The 14,069-nt window shown below is 43.1% G+C and carries 14 protein-coding genes; 8 read left to right on the top strand and 6 right to left on the bottom strand.

Going from position 1 to position 14,069, the window contains the following annotated elements; translation table 11 throughout:
• Position 1: 1 nt before the first annotated feature.
• Positions 2-613 (bottom strand): imidazole glycerol phosphate synthase subunit HisH, encoded by a 612-nt coding sequence (hisH, locus tag YH65_RS02225; protein WP_046550440.1) that lies wholly within the window; start codon positions 611-613, stop codon positions 2-4.
• 127 nt (positions 614-740) lie between these two features.
• Here hisH and waaC point away from each other — a divergent pair, with 127 nt between their 5' ends.
• From waaC to waaF, 7 genes are read left to right on the top strand one after another with little or no spacing between them, the layout of a single operon-like run.
• A complete protein-coding gene (gene waaC / locus YH65_RS02230; RefSeq protein WP_046550441.1) occupies positions 741-1,736 on the top strand; it encodes a lipopolysaccharide heptosyltransferase I in 996 nt (331 codons plus the stop codon).
• A complete protein-coding gene (locus YH65_RS02235) occupies positions 1,733-2,626 on the top strand; it encodes a lipid A biosynthesis lauroyl acyltransferase (protein ID WP_046550442.1) in 894 nt (297 codons plus the stop codon). The genes waaC and YH65_RS02235 overlap by 4 nt, the downstream gene beginning before the upstream one ends.
• A 7-nt stretch (positions 2,627-2,633) precedes the next feature.
• Positions 2,634-3,842: an O-antigen ligase family protein gene (locus YH65_RS02240; protein WP_046551977.1), complete on the top strand. Its 1,209-nt coding sequence runs from the start codon at positions 2,634-2,636 to the stop codon at positions 3,840-3,842.
• The gene (locus tag YH65_RS02245; RefSeq protein ID WP_046550443.1) at positions 3,826-4,917 is read left to right on the top strand and encodes a glycosyltransferase family 9 protein; all 1,092 of its coding nucleotides are present in this window, start codon (positions 3,826-3,828) and stop codon (positions 4,915-4,917) included. The genes YH65_RS02240 and YH65_RS02245 overlap by 17 nt, the downstream gene beginning before the upstream one ends.
• Positions 4,896-5,642, top strand: coding sequence for a glycosyltransferase family 2 protein (locus YH65_RS11575; RefSeq protein WP_046551978.1), 747 nt, complete (start codon positions 4,896-4,898; stop codon positions 5,640-5,642). The genes YH65_RS02245 and YH65_RS11575 overlap by 22 nt, the downstream gene beginning before the upstream one ends.
• Positions 5,639-6,415 carry a glycosyltransferase family 2 protein gene (locus tag YH65_RS11580; protein WP_046550444.1) on the top strand — a complete coding sequence of 259 codons (777 nt, stop codon included), beginning with the start codon at positions 5,639-5,641 and terminating at the stop codon, positions 6,413-6,415. Before YH65_RS11575 ends, YH65_RS11580 begins: the two co-directional genes overlap by 4 nt.
• Positions 6,412-7,356 carry a lipopolysaccharide heptosyltransferase II gene (waaF, locus tag YH65_RS02260; protein ID WP_046550445.1) on the top strand — a complete coding sequence of 315 codons (945 nt, stop codon included), beginning with the start codon at positions 6,412-6,414 and terminating at the stop codon, positions 7,354-7,356. Before YH65_RS11580 ends, waaF begins: the two co-directional genes overlap by 4 nt.
• Here the strand turns inward: waaF and gmhA are convergent.
• A complete protein-coding gene (gmhA, locus tag YH65_RS02265) occupies positions 7,348-7,914 on the bottom strand; it encodes a D-sedoheptulose 7-phosphate isomerase (protein WP_046550446.1) in 567 nt (188 codons plus the stop codon). The two genes, waaF and gmhA, sit on opposite strands and share 9 nt — an antisense overlap.
• 95 nt (positions 7,915-8,009) lie before the next feature.
• Here gmhA and YH65_RS02270 point away from each other — a divergent pair, with 95 nt between their 5' ends.
• A complete protein-coding gene (locus tag YH65_RS02270; protein WP_046550447.1) occupies positions 8,010-9,716 on the top strand; it encodes an ABC transporter ATP-binding protein in 1,707 nt (568 codons plus the stop codon).
• A gap of 4 nt (positions 9,717-9,720) precedes the next feature.
• On the opposite strand, the gene rfaE1 is transcribed toward YH65_RS02270, so the two are convergent.
• The 4 genes from rfaE1 to YH65_RS02290 are packed head-to-tail and all read right to left on the bottom strand — an operon-like array spanning position 9,721 to position 14,003.
• Complete coding sequence (gene rfaE1, locus YH65_RS02275; protein WP_046550448.1) at positions 9,721-11,151, bottom strand: D-glycero-beta-D-manno-heptose-7-phosphate kinase; 1,431 nt, start codon at positions 11,149-11,151, stop codon at positions 9,721-9,723.
• Positions 11,144-12,154 (bottom strand): ADP-glyceromanno-heptose 6-epimerase, encoded by a 1,011-nt coding sequence (rfaD, locus tag YH65_RS02280; protein WP_046550449.1) that lies wholly within the window; start codon positions 12,152-12,154, stop codon positions 11,144-11,146. Before rfaD ends, rfaE1 begins: the two co-directional genes overlap by 8 nt.
• Complete coding sequence (gmhB, locus tag YH65_RS02285) at positions 12,151-12,678, bottom strand: D-glycero-beta-D-manno-heptose 1,7-bisphosphate 7-phosphatase (RefSeq protein WP_046550450.1); 528 nt, start codon at positions 12,676-12,678, stop codon at positions 12,151-12,153. Before gmhB ends, rfaD begins: the two co-directional genes overlap by 4 nt.
• Positions 12,679-12,683: 5 nt before the next feature.
• On the bottom strand, positions 12,684-14,003 hold the full coding sequence (locus tag YH65_RS02290) for a sugar transferase (RefSeq protein WP_046550451.1): 1,320 nt from the start codon (positions 14,001-14,003) through the stop codon (positions 12,684-12,686).
• Between the last annotated feature and the right edge of the window lie 66 nt (positions 14,004-14,069).

Here is a 14,069-nt window from a genome sequence, read left to right on the forward strand (position 1 = left end):
ATTATGATTTTGTAAAATTTTCTATGATCTTCAAACCGTTCTCATGGCTTTTTTCCGGGTGTGGCTGAATACCGTATATATTCCCGTTCTGTACGGCTGAAACAAACTCGTATCCGTAATGTGTTTTTCCTATAGCATACCTGTCATCACAGACAGCATGGAATGAATGTACAAAGTAAAGATAGATTTCTTGAGGCAGTCCTTCAAATATAGGTGTTTCTTTTTGCACAAAAAGCTCATTCCATCCCATATGCGGCACTTTCTGGGGATGATCGAACTTGTTTTCATCAAAAGCCACCACTTTCCCGGGGATGAGACCAAGACCTTCTGTTTTGCCAAATTCCTCGGAACTCTCAAAAAGCAGCTGCATTCCCAGACAAATACCCAACAGCGGTTTTTCGGAAGCCGCAAATACTTTGACTGCTTCATCCATACCGTTACTTTTCAAATGCGCCATCGCATCACCGAAAGCCCCCACACCGGGGAGAATGAGTTTGTCATATTGCTGCAGTTTGGAAGGATCGCTTTCCAGCCTGGCATCCGCACCCACTTTTTTGAATGCATTGATGACAGAGGCAAGGTTCCCCATATTGTAGTCGACGATACCGATCATGATTTGGTATTCCTTGTTGAGTTAAATAACTGTGATTATAGCCAATTAAATTGAAAGAGGTTATCCACCTTTAGGATATTTTGATAAAATGATACAAATTCAAGGTTCCCTAAAAATAAGGCAGTGTATGAAAGTTGCGATCGTAAAACTCTCCGCTATGGGTGATATTATTCATGCAATGGCGGCACTGCAATTTATGAAAGCGTATGATCCTTCCCTCCGGATCGACTGGATCGTGGAAGAGGTCTTTGCTCCGATACTTGAACACAACCCTGATATCGACCATATCCTGCCCGTGAATTTGAAAGGTTTGAAAAAAAAACGTAGGCAATTTCTGTCTGAAGTGCAAAAAGTTCGTGAATATGCCACAAACAATTATGATGTGGTCATCGATGCGCAGGGGCTTATCAAATCGGCCATTGTTTCAAGAATGCTTGGCAGTACAACAGGTTTTGACAGGCACTCCATCCGTGAAAGTATGGCCGCATTCTTCTATGGTAAGACTTTTTTCATACCTTATGAAATGAATGTGATAGAAAGGAATATGAAATTGATGATGCAGGCAATAGGCAGCAGTGATGAATCTGTTTCGTTGGCACAAAAAAAGCCCTTTTTGTTTTTTACCGAGGAAAACAGGCAAAAAACAGTTCCTTTTTTGGAACAGGAGGATAAAAATATTGTCTATATTCTGGGTTCGAGCTGGGAAAGCAAGATCTATCCACGGGAGAAATTTTTGGAAGTGATCAAACAATTGACAGGGAACCATCTGTTGGTATGGGGAAATGAGAGTGAGAAGAAAAGCGCGGAGTATATTGCACAGCATAGCGAAGCGAAGGTATTGCCGGAAATGACACTGAATGAGCTTAAAGCATTGATTGCTTCATCCGATCTGGTCATAGGCGGTGACAGCGGCCCTACACATATGGCCTGGGCACTCAATCGGCCAAGCATCACCCTTTTTGGCCCTACACCGGCCAAGCGGAATACTTTGGAGACAGAGTTCAACAGGGTACTGGATTGCGGCAAGGCAATAGACCCAAAACGGTTGGACAGAGAAGATCTCTGCATTGCAGATATCCCGGTTGATCAAGTGGTGATTTTGGCAAAGGAGTTGTGTAAATGAAAGATCTCTTGTATCTGGGTGTGTTCAATCTTTTCAAATTCTTTGTCTGGATCATTCCTGACCGTTTGCTGGTTTGGCTGATGAGAGGTTTTTCCTACCTTGTTTACATCGTCGACAGGAAGCACAGGAAGATAGCTAAAGTCAATCTTGACCTTGCATACGGAAATACATTGACAGAAGCAGAAAAAGAGCATATTGTCAGAGAATGCTACTTTTATCTGGCAATGACACTGGCGGATTTTGTCAAGAACCAGGGGATCTCGAGGGAAAGACTGCTTTCGAAGGTCACTTTTAAAAATTCGTATATTCTTGAGGATGCACTGAAAGAGGGCAGAAAAGTGATCCTTGTGACAGCCCATTACAGTAACTGGGAACTGGTGGCACTCTCAATCGCTGCCAAATTTGGTCCATTGACAGGAGTGGGAAGAAAACTTGATTCGCCTACCATGGATGAAATTCTTAACCAGAACCGTCAACAGTTCGATATAGAGATGCTTGATAAAAAAGGTGCGATGAAATCCATGATACAAGCTTTGAAACATAATCGCATGCTTGGATTGCTGGTCGATCAGAATACGAGTGAAAATGAAGGTGTGTTGATAGACTTTTTTGGAAAACCGGTCAGACATACACCTTCTGCAGCTATTTTAAGCAGGCGTTTTGATGCGGTGATCATTCCGGTTTTCATTACGACAGAGGATCACAAGCACTACGAATTGACATTTTATGATCCGATACAAACAGAAAAAACAGAAGACAAAGAGGGAGATATCCTCCGTTCGGTACAGCAACAGGCCAATATTACGGAAGAGATCATCAGAAAAAAGCCCGAAGAGTGGTTTTGGCTGCACCAGCGATGGAAGAACCAGTTTGAGAAATATTATGAATAGTGCTATGATGAACATATTGCCAAAATTGAAAAGTGAACAACTTGGATCATGGTTAGTGATCTTGTATGCTTTTACTTTACCAATTTCCGTAGCGATCAATAATATATTTGCAGCATTCATCTTACTTTTCTGGCTTTTGAAGGGAAATTATAAACAGACGTGGCAATTGATCAAAGACTCTAAAGTATTACAGGCATTTTTACTTTTTTTCCTGCTTCATATCGTAGGGTTGCTTTGGACGGAAGATTTCTCCTGGGGACTGCATATGATCAAAAAGGAATGGATGTTCCTTTTTGCCCCTATAATTATGAGTCTGGTCAAAAAAGAACATATCCGTTACTATGTTTCTGCCTTTTTGCTTGCTATGACGCTATCTGAGATTATCTCCTATCTGATCTGGTTCAAAGTTATTCCCCCCATTTTTCATGCAAGCGTATATGATCCTACACCTTTTATTCATCATACTTCCTATAATCCCCTCCTGGCAGTTGCTATCTATTTGATGGGGTATTTTATTCTGTTTGACAAAACATTAAATATCAAAGAGAAAGCTGTACTTGGATTATTTATTGTGACGATGAGCATCAATATGTTCATTACGGGAGGGAGGGCAGGACAGGTCGGCTATCTTGTTGCCGTTATCATACTTTTTTTTCAATATTTCGATAAAAATTTTTTCAAAGCCCTTTTGGTTTCTTTCTTGGTAGTCGGAGGTGTTTCTCTTACAGCCTATTTTGGCAGTCAGATCTTTCAGGATAGAATTAAGCTGGCGGTCAGCCAGATAGAAAATTTTGATTCTGATACGAATAGCAGTGTAGGTTTGCGAATTAATTTTGCGATCAATACGCTTGAAATGATCAAAGAGGACCCGCTTATAGGGGTGGGGACCGGGGATTTTAAAAAACGTTATGAAGAGATAAATATGGAAAAAACTCCTAACATTGCAAGCACAAAACAACCACATAATATGTATTTACTGGAAATGGCCCAGTTCGGATTAGTGGGCCTTTTTATTTTGCTATATATTTTTTATTCACAGATCAGGTTTGCACAACGTGAAATGAATGATTTGCGCAAGAAAATAGGTATTTTTCTTCCGCTTTTTTTCATGGTGATCATGCTAAGTGATTCCTATTTATTGGGACATCATACAACAAACCTTTTTGTATTGTTCAGTGCATTCCTGTATAGGCCTTTCAATGAAAAAAGTGAATAGAATACTTGTCATTATCCGTCGCTATAATGGAGATGTACTTCTTTCCTCTCCATTGATCGATGCACTTTACAAGCATTATGAGGCACCACAAATAGATCTGCTGGTCAATGACGATACTTTGGGAATAGCTAAAACGATCAGGTATATCCATCAGGTATATACTTATAGCTATAAATGGCGTGAACTGCCGTTATTCTCCCGTATAAAAAATGAATTTGATCTTTTCAGAACACTTTATAGAAAATATGACCTAAGTATTAATTTGACTGCAAACGACAGAAGCATTCTTTATGCCGCTACTGCCAGTCCATATGCTGTCAGCGCAAGGGAAGCGGAACATAAAAAATCTTGGTGGAAAAAAATATTTTTAAAGCACAGTTATACTTTTAAGAATGATCGGCATATTCTGTTGAACAATCTTGCTCCACTAAAGCCGCTTGGTATAGAGCTGTCGCATATTGAACTGCGGACGAACTATACACAGGAAGCTAAAGAAAAAATAGCTGCACAACTCAAAGAGAAAGGTATTGATAAATTTATAATATACCACCCCTCTGCACAGCATGAGTACAAAGTCTATCCCGAAGAATTAAGAAACAGACTGCTTAAACTATTGAATCAGTTAAAGATCCCTGTGATCATAACAGGTGCAAACAGCCCACTGGAAGTACAGATCAAGAATTCTTTACCTGAACTGGAATACATTTATGATTTTATGGGTGATACATCATTGGATGAATATATTGCATTAAGCGATCTTTCACTGGCCTATATCGGTATGGATACACTCAATATGCATATTGCTTCGGGGCAGAATAAAAGAATATTTGCCATCTTTGGTCCTACATTGCCGCAGATATGGTCTCCGTGGTCCAATCAGTCACAGAGTTATGCTGCAGAGAGCAAACCGGTTCAAACATATGGAAATGTAACACTTTTTCAGGCAGATATGCCCTGTGTTGCCTGTGGTCTGGCGGGTTGTGACGATAAGGGCGGTAGAAGCGATTGTCTCTATCAGATCGATCCTCATGTCATTTTCAGGGAGGTGTCTGAATGGATAAGAAAATCAGTGTAGTAATGCTGACGAAAAATTCATCTGTTTATTTGGAGCAGGTTTTGAATGCTTTAAAGTTGTTCGATGAAGTTATTATTTTGGATAACGGATCTTCAGACAATACTGTTGAAATCGCACAGACATATAAAAATGTAAGGGTCCATGAACATGAGTTCATCGGATTCGGACCGATGAAGCAGCTTGCCGTATCGTTTGCAAGAAATGACTGGATACTCTCTATTGACAGTGATGAAGTGCTGGAAGAAGAACTGATAGATGAGATCACTTCACTTCCTTTAAATGAAAACAATGTCTATGCGATCAAGCGGGATAACTATTATGCCGGGCGTTTGATCCGATGCTGCGGCTGGGAAAATGATTATGTACGGCGGCTTTTTAACAGAGAAAAGGTTCAGTTTGACAGTAAACAGGTGCATGAAAGCCTTATATTGAACGGTATTGAGGTACAAAAACTGCGTTATCCCATGAAGCATTACTCTTTTAATAATGCAGAAGAACTGATCTCTAAAATGCAACACTACTCCACTTTATATGCCCAGGAGAATCAGAAGAAAAAAAAGAGCTCTACATTCAAGGCATTCAGCAGGGCACTCTTTTCTTTTATAAAAAATTATATTTTTCAAAAAGGTTTTTTGTATGGGTATGAAGGGCTGCTTATTTCCGTATCCAATGCGAATGGAGTGTTTTATAAATATATTAAATTATTGGAAAAAAATAGAAAATGACTGTTTCCCTGATCATTACGACCTATAACTGGCCACAGGCACTGGAACTTGTGCTGAAAAGCGTGATGGAACAAAGTATAGTACCCAATGAGATCGTTATTGCAGATGACGGTAGTGGTCCCGGAACCGCAGAGCTTATTCAGCGTATTGCAAAAGAGTGTATCGTACCGGTCTATCATGCCTGGCAGGAAGATGAAGGATTCCGTGCAGCCAGTGTGAGAAACAAGGCAATACGTCAGGCAAACAGTGACTATCTTGTCCTGATAGATGGAGACATGATACTTCATCCGAAATTCATGGAAGACCATTTGAAACAGGCGAAAAGCAATACCTTTATTCAGGGCTCGAGAGTACTGTTGACAGAGCATAGAACACAAGAGGTGTTACTGCATAAAGTATACCGTTTTTCTTTTTTTTCACAGGGACTTCAAAATCGTAAAAATGCAATTCATTCGAATATATTATCGAAAATATTCTCACAAAGGCGAAGTACTCTCAAAGGGATCAAGACATGCAATTTTTCCCTCTATAAAGAGGATGCCTATAAGGTAAACGGTTTTAATGAAGCATTTATAGGATGGGGGAGAGAAGACAGTGAGTTCGCTGCAAGACTGATGAATGCAGGTATTGAAAGAAAGGATGTGAGGTTTAATGCAATTGCATATCACCTGTATCATCGTGAAAATACTCGTGTATCTCTACCGCTGAATGATCAGATACTGGAGGATACGATTGTATTAAAAGAAAAGTGGTGTGCTAAGGGACTGGTATGAAAATATTCATTGAACTCCCTACCTGGCTCGGTGATGCAGTGATGGCTACACCTGCTATTGAAAATATTGTCAGGCACTATCCGGAATGTGAGCTTATTATTTTCGGTTCCTTTCTCTCCACTCAGCTGTTCCTGGATCACCCCAATGTCAAAGAGATCGTTGTGGACAAAAGCCGAAGCGAGGGGAACAGGTATCTAAACCTTTACAAACAGGCCAGGGAGATAGGCAAGATTGACATCGCCATATCGTTCAGAAGCAGTTTCAGTACGAAGTTCCTCTTCTGGTTTCTTGATGCATCCCAAAAATGCATCTATCGCAAAGATAAACATATCGAAAAGCATCAGGTGCTGCGTTACAACGATCTTATCAACAGCTGTCTGGGTTTACAAACCACACCGGGTACATTGAAGATATATCAACGGAAAGTGTTATCGAAAAAAAGTGATAGAAAAACATTGGGTATCAACCCCGGTGCAACGTATGGAAGTGCCAAGCGCTGGTACCCTGAAAAGTTTGCCGAGGTAGCCATTGTGCTTTCCGACAGGTATGATATTGTGATCTTTGGTGGCCCGAATGAAACAGATATCGCAGTAGATATAGAAGAAGAATTGAGAAAATCCGGTGTCCAGAATTATATGAACCTTGCCGGAAAAACAACTATTCCGGAACTGATAGACCGAATATCGCAGCTGGATCTTTTTATTACCGGAGACAGCGGTCCGATGCATGTAGCAGCAGCATTCCAGGTATCTACTGTAGCATTGTTCGGCCCCACGAAAGATAAAGAGACCAGCCAATGGAAAAACCCCAAAGGGATCATTGTTAAAAAAGAGATGGCATGTGCGCCGTGTATGAAGCGGACCTGTCCTTTGAAACATCATGAGTGTATGAAGTTCATAAAAGCGGAAGATGTGCTAAAGGCAGTTAAGCAGTTAACTTAATTCGTTATCTACTGCCTGACAGAGTGTATGCCCTATGAGTATGTGCATCTCCTGTATGCGGGGAGTATCGTTAGAGGGTACTACAATGTTAATGTCGCATACTTCATTCATTTCTCCGCCGTCTCTCCCCGACAGACCCAGACAGTCGCAGCCAAGTGTTTTAGCCACCTTGAAAGCGGAGAGAACATTTTTGGAATTCCCACTGGTCGAAATACCGATGAGCAGGTCTCCTTTGTTTGCCAATGCCTCGACCTGCCGGTCGAAGACACGGTCATATCCGTAATCATTGGAGATTGCAGTGAGTGCCGAAGTGTCTGTAGTCAAGGCAATACCGGGAAGACCTCTGCGCTCGCTTTTGTACCGTCCCGTCAGTTCTGCTGCGATATGCTGGGCATCGGCAGCCGAACCGCCGTTTCCGCATAAAAGGACCTTGTGACCGTTCCTCAGTGTATCCACAAGCATACGCGAAGCCTTTTCTACAGAAGGGATCAGTATGTCAATCGTTTTTTCAATCGTTTTTCTGTGTGCTTCGAATTCGGCCTGTATCATCTCTTTCATGGGCACTCCTTGAACATTATGGTAGCAAAGTTTCACATAATCCGGGATAATGGAATACTTCTGTATAATTAACCTAAAAAAGAATTTAACATACAATGAAACAACTCATTAAATATTTTCTGCCCTATATGCTTGATTATAAAAGAGAATTCATCTTTGCTATTCTCGGTATGATCGCCGTGGCAGTGGGTACGACACTCTCGGCACACCTTCTTAAACCTGTACTGGATGATATTTTCATCAACAAGGACCAGGAGATGCTGAAATTGATCCCCTTTGCCATCGTTGGGGTCTTTATGCTGAAGTCTACCGGACGTTTTGTGCAGACCTACTATACGGTCTATATCGGAGATGACATCGTCCGGAAACTGCGTGACAGATTAGCTCTCCATTTGATGTATCAGGATATCGACTATCTCAACAAAATGCGAAGCGGGGAACTGTTGAGCCGTGTCACCAATGACATCAATCGTATCCAGTCCGTTGTCTCTTCCATGATTCCGACACTGATGGTCAAAGCCATGCTGATCGTCACACTGACAGCCTATGTGATCTACCAGAGTCCGAAGCTGGCATTTTATTTTCTGGTGATTATGCCGCTGGCACTTCTGCCGCTTCAGATTCTGGCGCGTAAAATGAAAAAATATTCCAAACGTTCCCAGGAGAGCAATTCCGACCTGACATCACGCCTGACCGAGATATTCAATAATATCGAAGTGATCAAATCAAGTTCTTCCCAGGAGTACGAGTATGAGCGCTTCTCCAAAGAGAATATGAATTTCTTCCAGCTGGCCATCAAGCAGATGAGGGTCAATGCACTGGTGGGCCCCTCTTTAGAGGTTTTCGGTTCTGTAGCCATTGCTGTCGCCATTTATGTCGGTGCACTTCAGGTCATTCATGATGAGATCACCGTAGGTACTTTTTTTGCTTTTGTAACGGCACTCTTCATGCTCTATGATCCCATAAAGGTACTCTCCAATATTCACAATCGTATTCAGGATGCAGTAGCGGCGACGGAGCGGATGAGCGAATTGTTTGAAAGTGCCCCGACGATCGTTTCGGGGAACAAAGAACTGCAATATGTTGAAAAAGTCATCTTTGAAAACGTTTCACTGGACTATGGCGGTAAAAAAGCACTTGAGGGGATTAGCCTTGAAGCCCGGAAAGGAAAAGTATATGCATTGGTAGGGGACAGTGGAGCGGGGAAAAGCAGCTTTGTCAATCTTCTGGTACGTTTCTATGAACCGACTTTGGGGGAACTGAAGATCAATGATCTCAATATTGCCGAGTACACGCTTGATTCCCTGCATCGGAAGATCGCCTATGTGACACAGCGTATCTATATCTTTCAGGACACAGTGCTTGCCAATGTGGCCTATGGAAGCGAGGCTGATGAAGAACAGGTCATTGCTGCATTGAAAAAAGCACAGGCATGGGAATTTGTGAAAGAGATGGACGAGGGGATATATACCTCCCTGGACGAATTTGGTGTCAACCTGAGCGGCGGGCAGAGACAGCGTATCGCTCTGGCAAGGGCACTTTACAAATCACCGGAGATCCTCATACTTGACGAGGCAACCTCTGCACTGGACAACAAGAGTGAAAAAGCCATTCAAAAAGCGCTTGAAGGGATCAAAAATGAAATGGTCACCTTCATTGTGGCACACAGGCTCAGCACTGTGGAGAATGCCGATACGATCCTGCTTTTTGAAGAGGGCAGGATCATAGATAGGGGGAGTTACAGTGAACTTCTTTCCCGTTCGGAAGCGTTCAGGAGATTGGCAAATAAGGGTGAAGAATAACCTTTCAGCAACTGTTTCCGGAGATCTTCCCGATGATCGATGAGGTACTTTTCCCCTCAACGAAGCTGATGAGCTTCACTTCTTTGGCAATATCGCTGCCGACCACCTCTTTACCTTCATAATCCGCACCTTTGACAAGTACGTCAGGCATAACGCGTTTGATCAGTTCGTAAGGGGTGTCTTCCGTAAAGGGTACGACATAGTCGACACTTTCAAGAGCAGCCAGAAGAAAGGCTCTGTCCTCAAGGTCGTTGATAGGCCTTGACTCGCCCTTTAGTCTGGTAATACTCTCATCGGAGTTGAGGCCAACGATAAGGAAATCTCCCAATGCCTTGGCCTGTTGAAGGTAGCTTGCATGTCCGCGGTGAAGGATATCAAAACAGCCGTTGGTAAAGATGATCTTCCTCCCCTGTGCTCTCAGGCGCTTGGCTATTCGTTTTATCTGTGTGAAATCCTTGATCTTGCTTTCCGCCTGTCCTTTGTTGAGGGAGTGTTCATACTCTTCTATCTCGTTGAGCGTTGCCGTAGCCGAACCGACCTTTGCCACAACGATAGCGGCCGCCTTGTTGGCAAATTCACAGGCTTCGGTAATATCAAGCCCGCTTGCCATGGCAATGCCCAGTGAGGCCAGTACTGTATCTCCTGCACCTGTGACATCATAGACTTCTCTTGCAACCGTGGGGATGATGTGCATCCCGTCATTGAATATGGCGATCCCTTCTTCGCTCAGCGTGATGATACCGTAAGTAAGTGAGAGTTCGTTCTTGAGTTTGAAACCGGCTTCTCTGAGCGTATCCTGATCAGAAAGCTCAATGCCTGTGGCCAGGGATGCCTCTTTTTTGTTCGGTGTCAGAAGCGTGGCACCTTCGTATTTGCCGTAGTCAGTCCCTTTGGGATCTACCAATACCGGTTTGTCATGTGCTTTGGCCAGAGAGATGATGTCCCGTGTAAGCGTTGGAGTGAGCACACCTTTGCCATAATCGGAGAGCAGTACTGCATCACAGGAGAAGATGTTCTTCTGAAGGTCTGTGAGCAACGCATACTGTGAGCCCAAAGAGATATCTTCCCGGCTTTCATCATCAAAACGTATGATCTGCTGGTTGGAAGCGATTACGCGGCTCTTTCTGGTCGTTACACGTTTCTCCTGACGAATGACGGCATCACAGTTTGCACCCGCCTCTCTAAGAAGCCTTTCTGCAAGTGCGGCATTGGCATCTTCCCCCAGTACTGTATAGACAGAAACTTCCGCATCCAGCGCAGTAAGGTTGTTGATGACATTTCCCGCCCCACCGAGTACATTGCTCTCTTTGGAAACTTCCAGTACCTGTACCGGTGCTTCAGGGGAAATGCGTTCACACTCTCCCCAGATATAGTGGTCGATCATCAGATCACCCACTACGGCGATCTTCGCTTTTTTGGCCCGTATCTTATCCATGTGCCACTTCTGTCTTGTAGAGAGTTTTGATTTCGTCTATATACTCTTTGATCCCCGCTTCGAGTTCCCACTCCGGTGTATACCCGAGATACTCTTTTGAGGTACTGATATCCGCCTGTGTATGCATCTGGTATCCGGTGAAGGGGTTGGGGAAGTATTCGGTACCGTAGTCAGTACCCAGTTCTTTCTGGAGGATGTCGGCAATATCCTGAAAACTTCTCGGTTTGGAAGTTCCCACATTGTAGACACCGTTCTTTTTAGGTGCGCAGGCTTTGATGTTCGCCTGTATCACATCTTTGATATAGACGAAGTCACGGACGATTTTATCGCTTCCTTCAAAGAGTCTCGGTGCTTTGCCCGAGAGTATTTGGTGGCCGAACTGAATGACCGTCGAAGCGGTTTTGTCCTTGAAGAATTCTCTTGCGCCGTAGACATTGAAGTACTTCAGTCCCACGATGGTCATATCGGGGTAGATATTCATATATCGGTAGGCTATCTGGTCCATGGCATATTTACTGAAACCATAAGGGTTCTCGGGATGTTCTTTGCCTACAGTCTGTGGGGAGGGCAGGGAGCCGTAAGTCGCGGCCGAAGAGGCATAGACCAGAACGGCGTTCATGCGTCTGGCCATTTCCAGTATGTCATAAAAAGAGTTGACATTGGTCTGCATGATGATCTCCTGATCATACACACGTGTATCGGAGATGGCGGCTTCATGGAATATGTAGTCAAAGTCGTAGGCTTCAAGTGCCTTGATGTCTTCCTTGGAATTGAGGTCGCCGCAGATCACGTCGCCATGAAAGCCTATCAGGTTCTTGTAGTGTCCGAAGCTTTTCAGGTTGCCGTTGGAAAACTTCTCTTCGCTTCTGAATTTGTCAAAGACGACAATGCTGCTTTGGGGAAAGTTCTCCTGAAAGTAGAATGCCAGGTTCGAGCCGATGAAACCGGCACCGCCGGTAATAAGTATGGTTTTGCCGTTAAAGTCTATATCATTGTATTTCATGCAGTTATTATAGCCGGATTTTCCTCTAAAAAGCGTTTGCACTCTGCTATTGCAGGAAAAAAATAGTCCGCCTTCTCGATCTTCTTATTGCCGATTGCAATGCTGTGGCCGATACCGGCATTTCCCGCAAGATCGATGTCGCTCTGTTTGTCGCCGATCATCCAGGAACGGGACAGGTCGATATCGTAGGTTGCCATTATTGCTTCTATCATACCTGTTTCCGGTTTTCTGCAGCAGCAGTTTTCTTCCGGTGCATGGGGGCAGTGCTTTACCTCTTCTATGTGAATACCCTGCTGTTCAAACTTCTCTTTCATCCAGCTTGTCACTTTCTGAAAGTCCCTTTCACCATAATATCCCCGGCCGATCCCGGACTGGTTGGTCACCACAAAGATCTGATACCCCGCATCGGAAAAAAACCTGACGAGATCGAAGATTCCCTCGACGAATTTGAAATCTTCTATCTTGTGTACATAGCCATGGTCCACATTGATGACCCCGTCACGGTCCAGAAAGAGTGCTTTCATATGATTCAGCTTGCCCCTTCCCGAACGAGAACGGTTTTGATGGTCTTGATAAGGATGACAAGGTCCATCCACAGGTTCCAGTTCCTTATATACCAGACATCCAATTCCACACGTGTCTGAAAATCCACATCCGACCTGCCACTGACCTGCCATAGGCCTGTGATGCCCGGTTTTACAGAAAGTATAGTTTCGATCTCTTCGCCTATGATCTCTTTTTCGTCAAGCATATAGGGACGGGGACCTATGAAGCTCATGTCACCTCTGAATACATTGAAGATCTGCGGCAGTTCGTCCAGAGAAGTACGGCGAAGGAAGTGCCCGACCTTCGTAACACGGGGGTCATGTTCATACTTATGGTATTTTTGATAATAGTCTATCTCTTCAGGGTGCTCTTTCAGATACGTTTCGAGCATTGCGTCACTGTTCTCATACATAGTTTGGAATTTATAGCAGTTGAAGGGTTTCCCGTGCTTTCCCAGGCGTTTCTGCTTGAAAAATATTTTTTCATCAGGGTTTTCACGTTTAATTTTGTAAGCGACTGCAAGCATGACCGGGATCAGAAAAGGAAACATCAAGAGTGAGAGCATGAAATCAGATATGTTTTTGAATTCTGTTCTGAGTGGGCTTTTCAGACGGTTCTGAAAGACGATGAGATTGGTGCGGGTATTGGAAAGTTCATAGATGAATGAATGGGTCAGATTATATTCGTTGATCAAAGGAATGAATATAACTTCATGGTGTTTTTTGACTTCTTTATGCAAGATAGCCTGTGTAGCATCTATACCCAGCTCTGTCGAATTGATAAAAACGGTCTTGGGCTCTTCCTTGTGTACTTCAATGTACCCCAGGTAATGATTGGTTTTTATCTCCTCCGATAGGAATGTATCATGACTGTAAATTTTGACTTTACGTTGCCATAGACCTATTTTGTAGAGATATTTCTTTCCGATGTTCTTGAAGAGAGGTATGAAAAAAGAGATGGACAGGAAAATGAATATGATAGTGGCGCGTGAATATTCATTGATCGTTTTGGTCATCGCAAGAATGGCAAGAATGAGAATCAGTGACATGAAAAGTGCTTTAAGCACAAGCCGGCTTTCATGCCAAAAATCATATCGTCTGGTATAGATGCCCTCATTGAACATCAAACCTATGGGAAAAACATAGATCATCCACAATGAAAGATAGAGTGAAAGTGTATGGCCGAATTGATGTTCAAAGGAAGCACCCAGAAAATAACGTATCTCATAGCCTATCACTATTGAAATAAATATCGCGAGCAGGTCAAGCAATAATAGAATGATTTTACTATAAAGTTCTTTCACACGCTACCCTCCATATTTCAAAAGTTATTGTAGCAAAAAAAATATTTTTTTAGATTGGGCAAGCAT

Origin of the sequence: Sulfurovum lithotrophicum, assembly GCF_000987835.1 — a bacterium.
Lineage (GTDB): Bacteria > Campylobacterota > Campylobacteria > Campylobacterales > Sulfurovaceae > Sulfurovum > Sulfurovum lithotrophicum.